The sequence below is a fragment of the Sagittula sp. SSi028 genome (genome assembly GCF_048553715.1).
GTDB lineage: Bacteria > Pseudomonadota > Alphaproteobacteria > Rhodobacterales > Rhodobacteraceae > Sagittula.
Genome location: NZ_JBLZNC010000003.1, coordinates 291,311 through 308,244 on the forward strand (window position 1 = coordinate 291,311; position 16,934 = coordinate 308,244).

A 16,934-nucleotide genomic window follows, 5' to 3' on the forward strand; every position below is an offset into this window, starting at 1 on the left:
TTTGTTTTGCCCCGTTATAGGCGGGCAGGGCGGCGCTGTCATCTGTCGGCGCGGGTGCGGGGCGTCATCTGTCCCAGTACCGGCGGCACAGCGCGTCGATTGCCGCATGCAGCGCCAGCGTCATGCAGGCCAGCACAATGAGGGCCGCAAACATCAGATCAATGCGCGCGCGCCCGTTGGCCAGCAACATCAGATAGCCAAGCCCTCGTGACGCGCCGACCCATTCCCCGATGATGGCCCCGATGGGGGCATAGACCGCCGCCAGCCGCAGCCCTGAGGCAAAGCCCCCCATCGCCGCAGGCACCTGTATGTGGCGCAGCATCCGCCAGCGCGACGCCCCCATCAGCCGCGCCTGTTCCACCCAGCCCGGCGGCGTGCGCAGCAAGGCGTCGTAAAAGGCCGAGGTCACCGGAAAATAGATGATCAGCAGCGCCATGGCGATCTTGGACCACAGCCCGTAGCCCAGCCAAAGCGTCAAAATCGGCGCCAGCGCAAAGACCGGCACCGCTTGCGAGAACACCAGCAGCGGGCGCAGCACTTGGCGCACGTGGCGTGATGCGGCCAGTGCCAGCGCCGTGACGGCCCCTGCGGCGGTGCCCAGCAGCAGCCCGATGATCACCTCGGCCAGCGTGACTGCCGCATGTTCCGCCAGCAGCGCGCGGCTGGCCCATAGGGTGATCGCAACCTCTGTGGGCGCGGGCAGGATGTAGCGCGGCCAACCGGTGGCCCAGACCAGCCCCTGCCACAAAAGCCCCCCCAGACAGACCAGCGCCAGCGCGCGCCACAGCCCGCTCATGCGCTGGCCATCATCAGCCGGTGCAGCCGCGCCTGAAAGCCCAGCACCTCGCCCGCGTCATAGCGCCGTGGCACAGGGGCGGCGGGTGGCGCCTTCGCCGTGATCCCCTCGCGGGTCATTACCTGCACGTCCTGTCCCAGCCGCGCGGCCTCGGCGGTGTCGTGGGTCACATGCAGCACCGTCCGCCCCGCCAGCAGCCGTGCTGTCAGATCCTGCATCTGCGTCCGCGACCGCACATCCAGCGCGGCAAAGGGTTCGTCCAGCAGCACCACGGGGCGGTCCTCCATCAAGGTGCGCGCCAAGGCGACCCGCTGCCGCTGCCCACCCGACAGCGCAGCAGGCGCGGTGCCCAGATGTGCGCGCAAGCCCACCTGATCCAGCAGATCGCGCGCCCGCGCCCGATCCGACGCCTCGCCGCGCAGCCTTGCCCCCAGCGTCACATTGTCGAGCACCGACAGCCACGGCAGCAACAGATCGCTCTGCGCCATCATCGCCACACGGCCCTGCAAGGGCAGACCGTCATCCGCCACGATCGCCCCGTCAAAGCGCACCTGCGCCGCCGAAAGCCCCGCCACCAGCCGCAACAGCGTCGACTTGCCCACGCCCGACGGCCCCAGCAGGCAACACCACCGCCCGGCCCCCAAGGTCAGCGCAAGCGGCGCGAACAGCCGCACGCCTGCGACCTCCGCCGCGCCGGTGATTTGCACCGCAGGCGCGCTCATGCGCCCGACAGCCCCATGTCCCAGAACCCGACCTCCAGCCGTGTCGCCACGCCAAAGCGCGCGCACAGCCGCGCCCAGCGGGGGCTGTCCTGCGGCGCATTCCCCAGCCGCCGCGCCACCGCACGATCGATCAGCCCGCCCACCTCGGCGCAGGTCTGCTGATACGCCGCCCCCGCATAGGTCGCGATCCAATCCGCATAAGGCCCGCCCGACGGGGCCAGCCGCGCGCCGATCTCGCCATAGCCCAGCACACAAGGCGCCAAAGCCGCCATCAGATCCAGAAAATCCCCCGAATGGCCGGCGTCCAGAACATAGCGCGTATAGGCAAGGTTCGCGGGCGCCTCCTGCGTGGCAAACAGCTCCGCCTCCGAAATCCCCAAGGCCGCGCAGGTCTCGATATGCAGGCGCATCTCCTCGTCGATCAGCGCATGGACCGTGGCCGCACAGGCGCGCATCTCCTCCAGCGTCTCGGCCTTGGTCACAGCCAAGGCCCACGCCCGCGAGAAATGCACCAAAAACACGTAATCCTGCTTGAGGTAATGCAAAAACGCGGATCTCGGCAGGCTGCCATCCCCCAAGCCTATGACAAAGTCATGGCCGGTGTAGGCGGCCCAATCAGGGCCTGCCGCCGCGCGCCACTGCGCAAACACCGCGCCATAAGGCGCATCGACCGCCGCCATCACTCGGCCCCCAGATCGCGCGCCAGATCGATCACAGGGCGCGTGCCCTCGATCAGACCGGCCTGCGACAGGAATTGCTCGAACCGGGCATAGCGGCCTGCGTCCAGCGCCTCGGGACGCAGGGCAAAGCGCGGGATCGTATCCGCCCAGGCGCGCTTGTTCAGCTCATCGCGCAGCTCGGCCGAGGTGCCGGAAAACAGCGCCCAGCTGTCCTCGGGGTGGTTCACGATATACTGGGTCGCCCGTTCCGTGGCCTGCAGGAACCGGCGCAGCTTGTCCGCGTCCATGCTGTCGGGGTTGGCCACATAGATCAGCTCGTCATAGGTGGGCACGCCATGGGCCTCGGGGTAGAAACACCGGCCTGCGACGCCCTCGATGTCCATCTGGTTCAGCTCGAAATTGCGAAAGGCCCCGATCACCGCATCCACCTGTCCCGACATCAGCGCAGGCGACAGCGACCAGTTCACATTAACCAATTCCACATCCGCCAGCGTCAGCCCGCCCTCTGCCAGCATCGCGGCCAATAGCGCCTCTTCGACACCGGCGACGGAAAACCCGATCTTGGCCCCGCGCAGATCGGCCAGCGTCTGTGGCCCGTCCTCCAACACCAGCAAACAGTTCAGCGGCGTGGCGACCAGCGTGCCCACCCGCACCAGCGGCAGCCCCTCGGCCACCTGCAAATGCAATTGCGGCTGATAGGAAATCGCCAGATCCGCGCGGCCTGCGGCGGCCATCTTGGGCGGGTCGGACGGATCGGCAGGGGCGATGATATCGACCTGCAAACCGGCCTGCTCGAAATAGCCCAGCTCCTCGGCCAGGATGATCGGCCCGTGGTCGGGGTTCACAAACCAGTCCAGCATCACGCTCAACTCGTCCGCGGCCATGGCAGGGGTGGCACAGGCCAGCGCCAGCGCGGTTGCGATATGTTTCATGTCTCTCCTCCGGTGGTGTCGCCAAGCGCGACCAAAGTGATGTTGCCGCCCCACAGCGGGGCCAAGTGCCGGGCCGCAGCAAAGGCGCGCAGACCGGACCGGCAGGCCAGAATGGCACGCTGGTCGGGGGATTGCGGGGCAGGGGGGGCTTGCGCGATCTCCTGCAGGCTGCGGCGCTGGGCATGCGGGTGGACCAGCGGCCCTTCCGAGGGGGCGCGCAAATCGATGATGTGGTCGCGGGCGTCGATCTGCGTCGCCGCGACAAAGCGCCAGATTTCCTCTGGCGCGGGCTCGGCGGCGGCGTCAAAACGAAAGCTGCTGCTGCGCAGGCTAAGCGCGTCAAAGGTCACGAATTGTCCCAGCGGGGACGGGGTGATCCCTGCCAGCACCGCCACCGCCATCTGCGCCTGCAGTGCGCCGATCATGCCCACCACGGGGCCAAGCACACCGTCACTGGCGCAGGAGCCCGCCCGCTGTGGCAGGTCGGGAAACAGCGCGCGCAGACTGGGGGCCGTGCCGCAAAAGCCGCCCACATGCCCCTCCATCCCCACGACAGAGGCGCTGATCAACGGCAGGCCCATAGCCTTGCAATGGTCCGACAGGATATAGCTGGTGGCAAAACTGTCGGCGCAGTCCAGCACCAGATCGACGCCCGCGCACAGGCTGGCCACATTGGCGGGGTCCAACGTGCGCGTGATCGGGGTGACGGTGATGTCAGGGTTCAACGCTCTGATGGCGGTGGCGGCGGTCTGCGCCTTGGGCTGGCCCACCTCTGCCTCGCGGAACAGGGTCTGGCGGTGCAGGTTGCTGCGGCTGATGTGGTCGGCATCCACCAGCCGGATCTGGCCCACACCGGCTCCGCCCAGGTATTGCAGAACCGGCGCGGCCAGCCCGCCTGCGCCGACCACCAGCACCCGCGCGCGGGCCAGCCGGTCTTGGCCCTGCTGGCCAAAGGCGGGCACGGCAATCTGTCGGGCATAGCGGGTCATGCGGTCGCGTCCAGCCATTCGCGCACACGGGTCTCGGGGCTGGGGTGCAGGGTGATGTCGGTCACGGCGGACACCACATCGGCCCCTGCGGCAAAGGCGCCCTGTGCCCGCGCGACCGACATGCCGCCGATGGCCACCAGCGGCAGATCCTTGATCAGCGATTTCCACTCGGTGACGCGCTTCAGCCCTTGCTGGTGCCATTTCATCTGCTTGAGGATCGTGGGATAGACCGGCCCGAGCGCGATATAGTCGGGCGACAGGGACCGCGCGCGGTCAAGCTCTGCATGGTCATGGGTGCTGATCCCCAGCCGCAGCCCCGCGCGCCGGATCGCGGGCAGGTCCGCCGCGTCCAGATCCTCCTGCCCTAGATGCACCCAGTCACAGCCCGCCTCGATGGCGAGCTGCCAGTGGTCGTTGATCACCAGCGTGGCCCCGTGGCTGCGCGCCAACGCCTGCGCCTGTTCGATCATGGGGCGCAACGTGTCCGGCGTGCGGTCCTTGATGCGCAGCTGCACCAGCCGCACGCCCAAGGGCAACATCCGTCGCAGCCAATCCACATCGTCAAAGATCGGGTAGAAACGCGGCAGGCTCATGACAAAAACGCCTGTCCGATCAGCGGGGTCGAGGGGGCGGCCATGTCGCGCGGCTCCATCGGGTCGGCCGCATAGGCCAGCCGCCCGCCCTCCACCGCGCGGGCAAACCCCTCTGCCATGGCGGCGGGATCGCCCGCACGCGCCACGGCGGTGTTCAGCAGCACCGCGTCAAACCCCATCTCCATCGCCTGCGCCGCCTGCGAGGGCAGCCCCAGCCCCGCATCCACCACCATCGGCACGTCGGGAAACTGCGCGCGCAGACTGCGCAGGCCGTAGATGTTGGTCAGCCCCAGCCCCGTCCCGATGGGCGCGCCCCATGGCATCAGCACCTCGCAACCCGCCTGCAACAGACGCTCTGCCACCACCAGATCCTCCGTGGTGTAGGGGAACACCTCGAACCCCTCGTCACACAGGATGCGCGCGGCCTCTACCAGCGCGAAAGGATCTGGCTGCAGGGTATCCGCATGGCCGATCACCTCCAGCTTGATCCATTTCGTGCCAAACACCTCGCGCGCCATCTGCGCCGTGGTCACCGCCTCGCGCACCGAATGACAACCGGCGGTGTTGGGCAGCACCGCCACCCCCAGATCCCGCACCAAGGCCCAGAAATCCGCGCCCGCCTGATCGCCGCCCGACTCCCGCCGCAGCGACACCGTGGCAATCCCCGCACCCGACCGGCGAAACGCCTCCGCCAGCACCTGCGGCGACGGATATTGCGCCGTCCCCAACATCAGCCGCGACCCGATCTCCTTGCCGTACAGCTGCATGCTCAGCCTCCTTGCCGGGGGGCGACGATTTCCAGCCGGTCGCCGTCGTGCAACACGGCCCCCGCCCGCGCGCCCGCAGGCACAAAGCTTTCGTTCAACGCCGTCGCCACCACCGCGTCGGACTGGCCCAACAGCTCCAGAACCTCTGCCACGGTGCCTGCCGCGATCTCCTGCGGGGTGCCGTTAATCGTGATCTTCATCCATGAACTCCGGTTTTGCGTGATCCAGCGCTGCGGCCACCGCCATCTGCGCCAAGGCCGGTGCCAGCAAAAACCCATGCCGGAACAAGCCATTGAGGTAGTAGGTCTGCCCCCGCCTGCGCAGACGCGGCAGGTTGTCGGCAAAGGCGGGGCGCGCATCACAGCCGATCTCCACCAGCTCCGCCTCGCCAAAGGCGGGGTGTAGCGCATAGGCCGCGCTCAGCAGCTCCAGCACCGACCGCACGCGGGGGCGCGTGTCATGGCTTTCGATCTGCGTGGCGCCCAGCATGTAAACGCCATCACCGCGCGGCACGACATACAGCGGATAGCGCGGGTGCAGCAGCCGCACAGGCCGCGTCAACGCCAGCTCGGGACAGCGCAGAACCGCCATCTCGCCTTTGACGCCGCGCAGATCATGCAGCACATCGCGCGCCGCCAACCCCCTGCAATCAAAGGTCAAACCGCCCGCCCGTGGCGGCGTGGTGGCAAAGCACACCCCCGCCGCGACCAAGCCCGCCTGCAAACGCGCCAAAGCCGCGCGCGGGGTCAGATGCGCCTCTTGGTCGAAAAACAGCCCGCGCGAAAACCGCCCCTGCAGATCCGGCTCCAGCCCGCCCAGATCGGCGGCATCCACCACCTCGTGATCCTGCGTGCGACGGGCAAAGCGGTCCAGCTCGCGCCGGTCCCGGCCCAGCGTGACCACCAGCGTGCCGCGATGGTGCAACTCCACGCCCTGCGCCTGCCACCACGCCGCCGCCCCGCGCCCGTGGCGCAGCACCGCATCCTCGGCGGTCTCGCCCTCGCAAAACGGGGCCAACATGCCCCCCGCCCACCACGAACAGCCATGTGGTCCGGGGGCGGGCCTTGGGTCGTAGACCGTGACAGACACCCCGCGCGCCACCAATTCGGTGGCCACGCACAGCCCCGCCACACCGGCCCCGAGGACGGTGGCCTGCGTCATGTCCAGACCTCGTGGAAATGATGCACCGGCCCGTGACCGGACCCGATCCCCAAATCATCCGCCGCCGTGATGGCCCCGTGCAGCCAGTCATGGGCATGGGCCACCGCGTCCGTCAGGGCCACGCCCTTGGCCCGCTCCGCCGCAATGGCCGAGGACAGGGTGCAGCCGGTGCCATGGGTGTTGCGCGTCTCGATGCGCGGGCGCGAAAACGCGACCACCGCATCGGCCGTGACCAGACGGTCGGTGCACACGGCCCCGCTGGCGTGACCGCCCTTCATCAGCACTGCCTGCGCGCCAAGCTCACACAGCGCGCGCCCCTGTGCCACAACCTCCGCCTCTGTCTGCGCGACGGGCTGGCGCAACAGCCGCGCGGCCTCTGGCAGGTTCGGGGTCAGCAGTTCGGCCCGTGGCAACAACATCAGCGTCAGCGCTGCCTCGGCCTCGGGGTTCAGCAGCGCATCGCCGGATTTCGCCACCATCACAGGGTCCAGCACCACCGGCCCCGTGTATCCGCGCAGCGCCTGCGCCACCGCATCCACGATGGGGGCAGTGGCCAGCATGCCGATCTTGACCGCCTTGGGGGGGATGTCCGTCAGCACGGCGGCGATCTGTGCCGCCACCATTTCCGGCGTCAGGGTGCTCACCGCCGCCACGCCACAGGTGTTCTGCGCCGTGATCGCGGTGATCGCGCTGGTGCCAAAGACACCGCGCGCTGAAAAGGTCTTCAGATCCGCCTGAATGCCCGCGCCGCCACCGCTGTCCGATCCGGCAATGGTCAGGGCTGATGGCCACGCCACGCGTTTATTGGCTGTCTGGGTCGTCATATCGCTACCTCCATCGACGTAAGGAGGGAGCGCGCACACGGAATTCAGGCCTCCGTGGCAGTCAGTCTCCGTTCCCTACGCCGGTATTGTCCGGATCAGGTTCGATGGGTTAGCGCGGCTGCGCCTCTCAGCCCCAAGATGGGGCACCCCAACGGATGTTGCGCCAGAAGCTAGCCTGCCTGTCAGGGGACCACAACCTCTGAATGACTTGGCGTGCGCCGGATCAGGGCGGCAGACCGCCGCATTCGGGGGAAAAGCCTATGAAAACTCCCTGATGCGTGACGGGTCTACGATCTTGCGCTGCGGGGCAAAGAATGGGACCTTGGGTGCATCAGAACGACAATCCAACATGACGGAGAATGACGATGGGACTTGGTGATATGCTGGGCAAGGCGATGAACGCCTTTGGGGGCACCGATGAAATCATGGCAAAGATCAGCGAAAGCGGCATCGACCTGTCCGCGCTGGCCGATCTCGACGCCGAGGCCGTGACCTCCATGCTCGAAGAAAAGGGCATCGATCTGTCCATGCTCGAAGGTCTGGGCCTCTCGGTCGAGGACATCATCACCAAGGTCAAAGAACAGCTGGCCTAAGCCGCAGCCCGCGCGCGCGCCCCGAACGGGCGTCACAGGTGCTGCGGTGACTATACGCTGACGATACGACAAGGCGCGCCCGAATGCTGGCGCGCCTTTGTTTTTGGCACTGCGGGGGACGGGGCCCCATAGATGTGTGCGGTGCGTGGGGAGGGTTCAGCGATCCCGCGCCGGAGCATTGGCGCGCGGTGACGTGGCACAGGCAGGATACGGTAAAGGCTTCCTCCCACCCCCGTTCGGCGATGACGGGACATTTTAAACCTTTCGCGTCTGAGCAGGGCATGGCGCAACGAAAAAGGCCCCCGCAGATGCAGGGGCCTTCGGAAAATCGCAAGCGCGAGAGGGACTTATGCCTCTGCTGCTTCCTCTTCGCCTTCGTCCTCATCGTCCGACGCCGCCAGACCCGACGGGGCCGAGATGTTGGCGATGACAAAGTCACGGTCGATGGTCGGCTTGGCGCCTTCGGGCAGGGTCACGTCCGAGATGTGGACGATGTCGCCGATGGCCAGTTTGGACACGTCGATGGTGATTTTCTCGGGGATTTCACCTGCGGTCACAACCAGTTCCACCTCGGGGCGAACAACGGTCAGAACGCCGCCCTTCTTGATGCCGGGTGCGGATTCTTCGCCGACGAATTCGACGGGAATGAACAGGTTAACCTTCGAGGTGCGGCGCAGGCGCATCAGGTCGAAGTGCGTCGGCAGGTCCTTGACCACGTCGCGCTGAACGTCGCGGCAGATGACGCGGACGTCTTCCTGGCCTTCGACTTTCAGGTTGAAGAGGGTGGACTTGAAGCGGCCGTCCTTGAGCTTTTTCAACAGGACGTTGAAGGGCATCTGGATGGACAGGGGGTCGTTGTCGCCACCAAAGACGACGCCGGGAACCATGCCGTTGCGGCGTGCTGCACGAGCGGCGCCCTTGCCTGTCCCCGTGCGGATCTCGGCGTGAAGATCGGGAATCTCACCAGCCATTTTGTATCTCCTAAAATGATGGGGGTGCCTCCAAGGCTGTCACCCCGCGTGAAGGGTGGCCTTTAGGGGGAATCGGGGCGTTTGGCAAGGCTTATGTGGGAGAGACGGGGCCCCGGATGAAGGCTTTCGCCTTTATAGACAGGTTTCGTCACGAAACCTTTTTTGTTTACAAAGGGTTAACGAGTGCTTTGCTTGCGATGGTAGTCCATGAAATGCAGTAAGCGAATTCGGGATTGCAAACGGTAGTAGAGAGCATAGACCATTTTAGGTTTTGTGCCATAGTAATGCAGGCGGAGTTGTGTAGTCGAAGTGAATTCTTAGGGTTTCTAATTTAGACGTGCATTTGGAGCGAAGATGAATAAAGCATACCGTTGGCCTGAAGGTGATAAGTTAAACCGGAAAAGAGACGCTGATATACTTTTACGTTTTATCAAGGGGAAGTTGCGACAAAGGGAAAATGCTGGCCTGCAGAAGTCTTACGTGGTGAATTTAGACTCAGAATGGGGTAGCGGTAAGACATTCTTCCTGAATGAGTTGAAGAACTATATGAAGTCGTTGGGCCACGTTGCTGTGTATATTGATGCGTGGAAGGATGATCATTCAAATGACCCTTTTGCGGCGGTAGCGACAAAAATCAATGGGGAGTTAAAATCCATTCTTGAAGAGAAGCAGTCCTCTGCAGCCGTCGCCAAGGTGGTCGAGCCGCTTGCTAGGTCGACTATGAAGGTGGTAGGGGCGGGCTTTAAATCTGCTGCGCATCATTTCGTTGAGAAGAAAATTGGCAAGGAGGCGTTAGACTTGCTCTCGTCGCTTGGTCAAGGTGAAGTGTCGAGCTATGGTGGTCTGGAAGAAAGCGTGGGTGAATTCGTGGAAGGGGCCATCGAAGCTGCAGGCAAAGCAGCGCTTTCCTCTTTCGAAGAAGCGAAGCTAGCAAGAAGCGATTTTCGGCGCAATTTAAGCGATTTGAGTGGAGAAGTTATTGGGCTGGAGGGCGTTCAGGATCCAATTTTTGTACTTATAGATGAGTTGGATCGTTGTCGCCCCGATTACGCCGTCGAGCTTCTGGAAAGTGTGAAGCACCTTTTCTACGTTGAGAATGTTGTCTTCATCTTAGCTACAAACACCGAGCAATTAGCTTATGCTATAAGTGGCGTCTATGGGCAGGGGTTCGATGGTCGAAGGTATTTGTCACGCTTCATTGATCGAACCTATCGTTTTCAAGACGTAAAAATAGATGATTTTGTTTTATATAGCTTGGAGAGGTATGGCCTTTCGGAAAGTAGTTTTTCTTTGCCTGACGAGCTAAGCGCGCAAAACTTTCTAAGTAGGTCCTTCGAGTATTTCGGTGTGTCCTTGCGGTATATCGAGCAGGTTATGGATTATATAGCTACGTTCGTTGCGACATGGGAGGTTGAGGAAGTAAAAATTAATCTTCTGCTTCTTTTAGACCTTGCCATTAACGCGCATCCGGAAAGCGTGACAGGGCCAAAGAAGTTAAATGATAGGGAATTGCCTCTATTCGATTTTAGACGTTTTAAAAGAGAGGCGGTTGCAAAAGGCTACACATTCAATGAGATGGTTAAAGTATTCTGTCAGGTAAATTTAAAAGGTGGCGTCGTGGGCGACCCAGGCGATACATTCGTCGAATGGGCGCGGAGGCTTACCTTGCAGGAGGTTCGGTATCTTGCAGGGGGCAAAACTACTGGGCGGATGGGACACGGCCTGGCGCTGGAGTACCGACAAATGTTCGAAACGATGCAAAGTTTCGAAAACATTTCTGGTAAAGTCTAACGTTAGGGGAACTTTAGGGCGTGTGGTTTTATTTTCCCCCTGATACTACTCGCCAATTTACCCCCACTCCCCCGAAAACCCCTTTGGCACCATCAGGATATCCCGATCCACGGTGTTCACATCCGTGTGGCCGCAGAGGGCCATGGACATGTCCAGTTCTTTGTGGATGACCTCTAGCGCTTTGGTGACGCCGGCTTCGCCCATTGCTCCCAGTCCATAGACGTAGGCGCGGCCGATCCATGCGCCTTTGGCGCCCATGGCCACGGCCTTTAGCACGTCCTGGCCAGAGCGGATGCCGCTGTCGATGTGGACTTCGATCTTGTCGCCCACGGCGTCCAAGATCGGCTCCAGCGCGCGGATGGAGGAGAGGGCGCCGTCGAGTTGGCGGCCGCCGTGGTTGCTGACCACGATGGCGTCGGCGCCGACGTTACATGCCTCGAGGGCGTCGCGGGGGTCAATGATGCCTTTGATGATCAGCGGGCCGTCCCACATCTTGCGGAATTCGCGGATGCGGTCCCAATCGAGCGATTGATCAAAGCTTTGCGCGGTCCATGTGGCGAGGGAGGAGGGGTCCTCGACCCCCTTTGCGTGGCCCACGATATTGCCGAAAAAGCGCCGTTTGGTTTGCAGCATCTCAAGGCCCCAGGGCACTTTGGTCGCGAGGTTGGCCACGGATTTGACGGTGAATTTCGGCGGGGCGGAGAGGCCGTTTTTGAGGTCCTTGTGCCGCTGGCCCAGCAGTTGCAGATCGACGGTGATGACGGCGGCCGCGCATTTGGCATCCCGCGCGCGGTCAAAGAGGTTGCGCATGAAGTCGTCGTCTTTGAGCGTGTAGACCTGCATCCAGAAGGGTTTGGAGGTGTGGCTGGCCACGTCCTCGATCGAGCAGATGGACATGGTGGAGAGGCAGTAGGGCACGCCGAAGCGTTCGGCGGCGCGGGCGGCCTTGATCTCGCCATCGGCGTTTTGCATGCCGGTCAACCCGACGGGGGCGAGCGCCACGGGCATGGCGACGTCCTGCCCGATGAGCTGTGTGGCGGTGGAGCGGTTGGCCATGTCGATGGCGACGCGCTGTTTGAGGTAGATCTGTTGGAAGTCGGAGGTGTTCTCGCGGAAGGTCTGTTCGGTCCATGAGCCGGATTCACAGTAGTCGTAGAACATCTTTGGCACGCGGCGGCGGTGGATCTGTTTGAGATCGTCGATGTTGGTGATTGTGGGCATGGGTGGCTCCGTCCGATTGGTAAGGGATTGTTACCAATCGGGGTGGGTTCTGGCAAGGGTTTCGCGCTGGAGATGCAAAAAACCACGCGCCCCGGGGGGACGCGTGGTTTGAAGGTGGATGGGTTGTGGGGCGGGGTCAGGCGCTGTGGGCGCCGTCCGCGAGGGATTTGACGAAGGAGAGGATGTCGGCCGTGGGTTTGTTGTCGGCGATCTGGCTGACGATGGCGGAGCCTACGACGGTGCCGTCGGCCACGCCTGCGATGTCGCGGGCGGTCTCTGGCGTGCGGACGCCGAAGCCCACGATGACGGGGAGGTCGGAGACGGCCTTGATGCGGGCGACCTCGGGGGCGACGTCGGCGGCCTGCGCTGCGGCGGCGCCGGTGATGCCGGTGATCGAGACGTAGTAGACGAAGCCGGAGGTGTTCTGCATCACCGCGGGCAGGCGTTTGTCATCGGTGGTGGGCGTGGCGAGGCGGATGAAGTTGAGGCCGGCCTTTTGCGCGGGAATGCACAGCTCCTCGTCTTCCTCGGGGGGGAGGTCGACGATGATCAGACCGTCGATGCCGGCGGAGGACGCGTCCTTGAGGAAGGTGTCGACGCCGCGGTTGTAGATCGGGTTGTAGTAGCCCATCAGCACGATGGGGGTGGTGTCGTCGGTGGCGCGGAAGGCGCGGACCATGTCGAGCGTCTTTTGCAGCGTCATGCCCGCCTCAAGCGCGCGCTGACCGGCAAGCTGGATGGTCTCGCCGTCGGCCATGGGGTCGGTGAAGGGCAGGCCCAGTTCGATGATATCGACACCGGCGCCGGGCAGACCCTGCATCACCTCGAGCGACTTTTCCTCGTTCGGATCACCCGCCATGATATAGGCGACAAAGGCTTTTTTGCCCTCGGTGAGCAGCTGGGCGAATTTGGTTTCGATGCGGGTCATGGCTGTCTCCGGATAACGTCGTTGTTCTGTTGCCGGAAAGGATCGGGAAAATCAATGGGCCGGAGGCTGGGGCGCCGCAGTCGGGGGGCGATTGCGGTTTTCGCGCGCAGATCGCAGGCGGTCGACCTGACCGGACATGACCGCAAGCATCTGGCTTGGGGGCCCGTCCCGAAGAAGGCCCACATCCCCGCAATCACGAAGTTTTACCCAAGGTCTTGGCGAAGGCTTGCCCGCCACGGCGGCGCGGGCTAGGGGCAAAGCATGACACAAGCAGTGATGACATACCCCGACCATTTGCGCGCCACCTTGCGGCTGGGCCTGCCCCTTGTGGGAGGGCATCTGGCGCAGCTTGGCATCGGGATCACCGACACGGTGATCGTGGGCTGGTATGGCATCCCTGAACTGGCGGCGCTGGTGCTGGCCACGTCTGTTTTCTTTACCCTGTTCTTGTTCGGCTCGGGCTTTGCATGGGCCATCCTGCCGATGATCGCGACCTATGCCGCGCGCGAGGACGAGACGGGCATCCGCCGCGCCACGCGCATGGCCGTCTGGTGGTCGATCCTGTATTTCGCGCTGGTCATGCCGGTCTTGTGGTTTTCGGAGGCGGTGCTGCTGGCGCTGGGACAAACCCCCGAGATCGCCGAGATGGCGCAGACCTACCTGCGGATTGCCGGTTGGGGCATGCTGCCTGCGCTGGGTGTCATGGTGATGAAGAACTACCTCGCCGGGCTGGAGCTGACGCGGGTGGCGCTGTGGGTCACGGTCTTTGCCGCCGTGGTCAACGGCGGGCTGAATTACGTGCTGGTCTTTGGCAAGCTGGGGCTGCCGGAGATGGGCATCGCAGGGGCTGCGCTGGCGTCGCTGTTTGTGCAGGCGCTGTCGTTCCTGCTGATCACGCTGTATGCGCTGCGCCGCTTGCCCGAGCACACCTTGTTTGCGCGCTTCTACAAACCCGATTGGGAGATGTTCCGGCAGGTGTTTTCCCTTGGCCTGCCTATCGGGCTGACCACATTGGCAGAGGTTGCGCTGTTTGCAGGTGCAAGCGTTCTGATGGGCTGGCTGGGCACGGTGCCTTTGGCGGCGCATGGGGTCGCGTTGCAGATCGCCTCGGCCACCTTTGTGGTGCAGCTTGGCTTGTCCAACGCGGCCACGGTGCGCGCGGGCAATGCGCTGGGGCGCGGCGATCTGGACCATTTGCTGCGCGGCGCACGGGTCGTCACGGGGCTGAGCACCTTTATCGCCGGTCTGTCGATCCTGTTGTTCCTGACCCTGCCGGAGCCGCTGATCAGCCTGTTTGTCGCCCCGTCAGAGCCGCAGCGCGCCGCCGTGATCGCCGTGGGCACGCAGTTGATGGCCATGGCCGCGCTGTTCCAGTTGGTCGATGCGCTGCAGGTCAATTACTTGGGCATGTTGCGCGGGCTGCATGACACCAATGTGCCGATGTGGCTGGCGGCCCTGTCCTACTGGGGCGTGGGCATGCCATCGGCGCTGGTCTTTGGCTTTGTGCTGGATTGGGGCGCGGTCGGGGTCTGGATGGGACTGGTCACAGGGCTGTCGCTGGCCTGTGGGTTGCTGATCTGGCGGTTCTGGACGCAAGCAGGGGCGATTTTCGCCCGCGGGCAGGCGGTGGACTGACAGGGCAGGGCGGGCTTGCGGGCCATCGCCCTTGCGCCTTTGACGCGGGCCGCATAGAAGCGGCGCGACCTATAAACAGGAGGACGACATGGGCTTTCGGATGGGAATCGTGGGGCTGCCAAACGTGGGCAAGTCGACCCTGTTCAACGCATTGACCAAAACCGCTGCGGCGCAGGCGGCGAACTTTCCGTTCTGCACGATCGAGCCCAACGTGGGTGATGTGGCTGTGCCGGACGCGCGGTTGGACAAGCTGGCGGAGATCGCCGCCTCCAAGCAGATTATCCCGACGCGCATGACCTTTGTCGACATTGCCGGTCTGGTCAAAGGCGCCTCCAAGGGTGAGGGTCTGGGCAACCAGTTTCTGGCCAACATCCGCGAGACCGACGCCATTGCCCATGTGCTGCGCTGTTTCGAAGATGACGATGTGACCCATGTGGATGGCCGTGTCGACCCGGTAGGCGATGCCGAAACCATCGAGACCGAGCTGATCATCGCGGATATGGAATCGCTGGAGAAGCGGTTGCAGAACATCGTGCGCAAGGTGCGCGGCGGCGACAAGGAAGCGGTGCAGCAGGAGCGGCTGATGAAAGCCGCGCTGGCGGCGCTGGAAAACGGCCAGCCCGCGCGCACGGTTGAGGTGGACGAGGATGATCTCAAGCAGTGGAAGATGCTGCAGCTTCTGACCGCCAAGCCGATCCTATATGTGTGCAACGTCGACGAGGGCGATGCGGGCACCGGCAACGCGCTGTCTGCTGCGGTGGGCGAGATGGCCGCCAAGCAGGGCAATTCCCATGTGGTGATCTCGGCTAAGATCGAGGAAGAGATCTCGCAACTGGATGCAGAAGAGGCGGCGGAGTTTCTGGGCGAGCTGGGTCTGGAAGAGGCCGGTCTGGACCGTCTGATCAAGGCGGGCTACGCGCTGCTGGATCTGCAGACCTATTTCACCGTCGGCCCCAAGGAGGCCCGTGCATGGACCATCAAGCGCGGCACCGGTGCGCCGGGGGCGGCGGGCGTGATCCATGGCGATTTCGAAAAAGGCTTTATCCGCGCCGAGACCATCGCCTATGACGACTACGTCGCCTGCAACGGCGAGGCGGGCGCAAAAGAGGCGGGCAAGATGCGCGCCGAGGGCAAGGGCTACACGGTGCAGGACGGCGATGTGCTGCACTTCCTGTTCAACACCTGAGCGGGGTGGTTCGAGGCCCGGATTTCGGGTCCTGAAATGCCCATGGTAATTTTGCCATTCGGGGGTTTTTGGCTGCCACTTGACGGGTTCTGCTCTACCACCTCCGGCTACGTTATTGATTTTACGTGACCGCGAAAACGCCGCTCCGACCGGGGCGGCGTTTTGCATGGACGACGACCGCAAGCAGCTCAGCCCGAAAGAGGCGTGCATGCGGGCCATCATGGCACCGTCCGAGCATTGGGCGGATGAAGTCGCCGCGGCGCTGCATGCCGAGATGTCATGGATGGGACGGGCAACGGAAACCGCCTGGCATGACCTGCGCCGCGCCGCGCGCCGCAGCACCCCGATCAAGATCCAACCCATGCTACTCAACGGTCCGCCGGGGACCGGGAAAAGCGCATGGACGCGGTCCTCGGCCAATCGCCTCAACCTGCCGATGGGTCAGAGCGATGCGGGCGCCGGCAGTGCAGGGTTTGACATTGCGGGCGTGGAACGTGGCTGGGGAAGCTCAACGCCAGGGCGGCCGGTGAACCTGCTGCTGGATCACCGCATCGCCAACCCGATCTTCGTGGTGGACGAGATCTGCAAGGCCGGCGTCGAGAAATCCACGAGCGGGCGGGTGTTTTCGTTGACCGAGGCCATGCTCGGCCTGATGGAACCGGGCTCGGCCCACGCCTGGAATTGCCCCTATTTCCGCGTGACGTTCGACATGAGCCACTTCTCCTGGCTCTTCACTGCCAACCAGATCGACACCGTGCCCGAGCCGTTCCTGTGACGCTGCCAGATCGTCGAGGTCCACGACATCACCCCTGCGCAGTTGCACGACTTCGCCGTGCGGCGCGGGCTGGAGATGAAGCTGTCGCAGGAGGCACTGGAGGCCGTGTGTGAGGTGCTGGTAATGGCGCCCCGAATGACGGGGCGCCGGATGAGCTTGCGGGATGTCGTACGGATGCTGGAGCGGGCGGAGACACTGGAGGCACGGCCGCGGCTGCAATAAGCTTCAGCGGCGTAGGTTCTCCAGAAAAGTCCCTTCCTCCGCGCGTGGATCAAAGACGGCATATGCACTTTTTCTCGGTGCAGTACCGTGAGCAATTCGGTTATACAGATCCAAATATTCACTCCCGTGTGTAGTGGACTTGCATCAC

General features: G+C 63.7%; 18 protein-coding genes and 1 riboswitch. Of the genes, 5 read left to right on the forward strand and 13 right to left on the reverse strand.

The window, feature by feature from the left end:
- Positions 1-64: 64 nt before the first annotated feature.
- The 10 genes from ACN5AZ_RS07570 to thiD are packed head-to-tail and all read right to left on the reverse strand — an operon-like array spanning position 65 to position 7,464.
- Positions 65-796: an ABC transporter permease gene (locus ACN5AZ_RS07570; protein WP_419428256.1), complete on the reverse strand. Its 732-nt coding sequence runs from the start codon at positions 794-796 to the stop codon at positions 65-67.
- A complete protein-coding gene (locus ACN5AZ_RS07575) occupies positions 793-1,518 on the reverse strand; it encodes an ABC transporter ATP-binding protein (RefSeq protein WP_419428257.1) in 726 nt (241 codons plus the stop codon). The genes ACN5AZ_RS07570 and ACN5AZ_RS07575 overlap by 4 nt, the downstream gene beginning before the upstream one ends.
- Complete coding sequence (gene tenA / locus ACN5AZ_RS07580; RefSeq protein WP_419428258.1) at positions 1,515-2,198, reverse strand: thiaminase II; 684 nt, start codon at positions 2,196-2,198, stop codon at positions 1,515-1,517. Before tenA ends, ACN5AZ_RS07575 begins: the two co-directional genes overlap by 4 nt.
- Positions 2,198-3,130, reverse strand: a complete 933-nt coding sequence (locus ACN5AZ_RS07585) for an ABC transporter substrate-binding protein (RefSeq protein WP_419428259.1) — start codon at positions 3,128-3,130, stop codon at positions 2,198-2,200. Before ACN5AZ_RS07585 ends, tenA begins: the two co-directional genes overlap by 1 nt.
- Positions 3,127-4,119, reverse strand: coding sequence for a ThiF family adenylyltransferase (locus tag ACN5AZ_RS07590; RefSeq protein WP_419428260.1), 993 nt, complete (start codon positions 4,117-4,119; stop codon positions 3,127-3,129). The genes ACN5AZ_RS07585 and ACN5AZ_RS07590 overlap by 4 nt, the downstream gene beginning before the upstream one ends.
- Positions 4,116-4,712, reverse strand: coding sequence for a thiamine phosphate synthase (locus tag ACN5AZ_RS07595; RefSeq protein ID WP_419428261.1), 597 nt, complete (start codon positions 4,710-4,712; stop codon positions 4,116-4,118). The genes ACN5AZ_RS07590 and ACN5AZ_RS07595 overlap by 4 nt, the downstream gene beginning before the upstream one ends.
- Complete coding sequence (locus ACN5AZ_RS07600; RefSeq protein ID WP_419428262.1) at positions 4,709-5,479, reverse strand: thiazole synthase; 771 nt, start codon at positions 5,477-5,479, stop codon at positions 4,709-4,711. Before ACN5AZ_RS07600 ends, ACN5AZ_RS07595 begins: the two co-directional genes overlap by 4 nt.
- Positions 5,480-5,481: 2 nt before the next feature.
- The gene (thiS, locus tag ACN5AZ_RS07605; RefSeq protein WP_419428263.1) at positions 5,482-5,679 is read right to left on the reverse strand and encodes a sulfur carrier protein ThiS; all 198 of its coding nucleotides are present in this window, start codon (positions 5,677-5,679) and stop codon (positions 5,482-5,484) included.
- The gene (locus ACN5AZ_RS07610) at positions 5,663-6,640 is read right to left on the reverse strand and encodes an FAD-dependent oxidoreductase (protein WP_419428264.1); all 978 of its coding nucleotides are present in this window, start codon (positions 6,638-6,640) and stop codon (positions 5,663-5,665) included. Before ACN5AZ_RS07610 ends, thiS begins: the two co-directional genes overlap by 17 nt.
- Positions 6,637-7,464: a bifunctional hydroxymethylpyrimidine kinase/phosphomethylpyrimidine kinase gene (gene thiD, locus ACN5AZ_RS07615; RefSeq protein ID WP_419428265.1), complete on the reverse strand. Its 828-nt coding sequence runs from the start codon at positions 7,462-7,464 to the stop codon at positions 6,637-6,639. Before thiD ends, ACN5AZ_RS07610 begins: the two co-directional genes overlap by 4 nt.
- Before the next feature lie 55 nt (positions 7,465-7,519).
- Positions 7,520-7,625, reverse strand: a riboswitch (TPP riboswitch).
- A 204-nt stretch (positions 7,626-7,829) separates the two neighbouring features.
- Between thiD and ACN5AZ_RS07620 the strand changes: the two genes are divergently transcribed.
- Complete coding sequence (locus ACN5AZ_RS07620; RefSeq protein ID WP_419428266.1) at positions 7,830-8,057, forward strand: hypothetical protein; 228 nt, start codon at positions 7,830-7,832, stop codon at positions 8,055-8,057.
- A 347-nt stretch (positions 8,058-8,404) separates the two neighbouring features.
- Here ACN5AZ_RS07620 and ACN5AZ_RS07625 read toward each other — a convergent pair whose 3' ends face one another.
- Positions 8,405-9,028 carry a 50S ribosomal protein L25/general stress protein Ctc gene (locus tag ACN5AZ_RS07625; protein WP_419428267.1) on the reverse strand — a complete coding sequence of 208 codons (624 nt, stop codon included), beginning with the start codon at positions 9,026-9,028 and terminating at the stop codon, positions 8,405-8,407.
- 354 nt (positions 9,029-9,382) lie between these two features.
- Between ACN5AZ_RS07625 and ACN5AZ_RS07630 the strand changes: the two genes are divergently transcribed.
- Positions 9,383-10,819 (forward strand): KAP family P-loop NTPase fold protein, encoded by a 1,437-nt coding sequence (locus ACN5AZ_RS07630; RefSeq protein WP_419428268.1) that lies wholly within the window; start codon positions 9,383-9,385, stop codon positions 10,817-10,819.
- Positions 10,820-10,876: 57 nt separating this feature from the next.
- Here the strand turns inward: ACN5AZ_RS07630 and ACN5AZ_RS07635 are convergent, their stop codons facing one another.
- Together ACN5AZ_RS07635 and trpA are read right to left on the reverse strand one after the other, a co-directional pair.
- Complete coding sequence (locus ACN5AZ_RS07635; RefSeq protein WP_419428269.1) at positions 10,877-12,040, reverse strand: alpha-hydroxy acid oxidase; 1,164 nt, start codon at positions 12,038-12,040, stop codon at positions 10,877-10,879.
- 136 nt (positions 12,041-12,176) lie between these two features.
- Positions 12,177-12,968 (reverse strand): tryptophan synthase subunit alpha, encoded by a 792-nt coding sequence (gene trpA, locus ACN5AZ_RS07640; protein WP_419428270.1) that lies wholly within the window; start codon positions 12,966-12,968, stop codon positions 12,177-12,179.
- 261 nt (positions 12,969-13,229) lie between these two features.
- Between trpA and ACN5AZ_RS07645 the strand changes: the two genes are divergently transcribed.
- The 3 genes from ACN5AZ_RS07645 to ACN5AZ_RS07655 all read left to right on the forward strand — a co-directional run bounded on the left by ACN5AZ_RS07645 (position 13,230) and on the right by ACN5AZ_RS07655 (position 16,564).
- Complete coding sequence (locus tag ACN5AZ_RS07645) at positions 13,230-14,603, forward strand: MATE family efflux transporter (protein WP_419428271.1); 1,374 nt, start codon at positions 13,230-13,232, stop codon at positions 14,601-14,603.
- An 88-nt stretch (positions 14,604-14,691) separates the two neighbouring features.
- Positions 14,692-15,789: a redox-regulated ATPase YchF gene (ychF, locus tag ACN5AZ_RS07650; protein WP_419428272.1), complete on the forward strand. Its 1,098-nt coding sequence runs from the start codon at positions 14,692-14,694 to the stop codon at positions 15,787-15,789.
- Positions 15,790-15,955: 166 nt separating this feature from the next.
- Entirely contained in the window at positions 15,956-16,564 is a 609-nt protein-coding gene (locus ACN5AZ_RS07655) for an AAA family ATPase (RefSeq protein WP_419428273.1), read from the forward strand.
- Positions 16,565-16,934 lie beyond the last annotated feature (370 nt).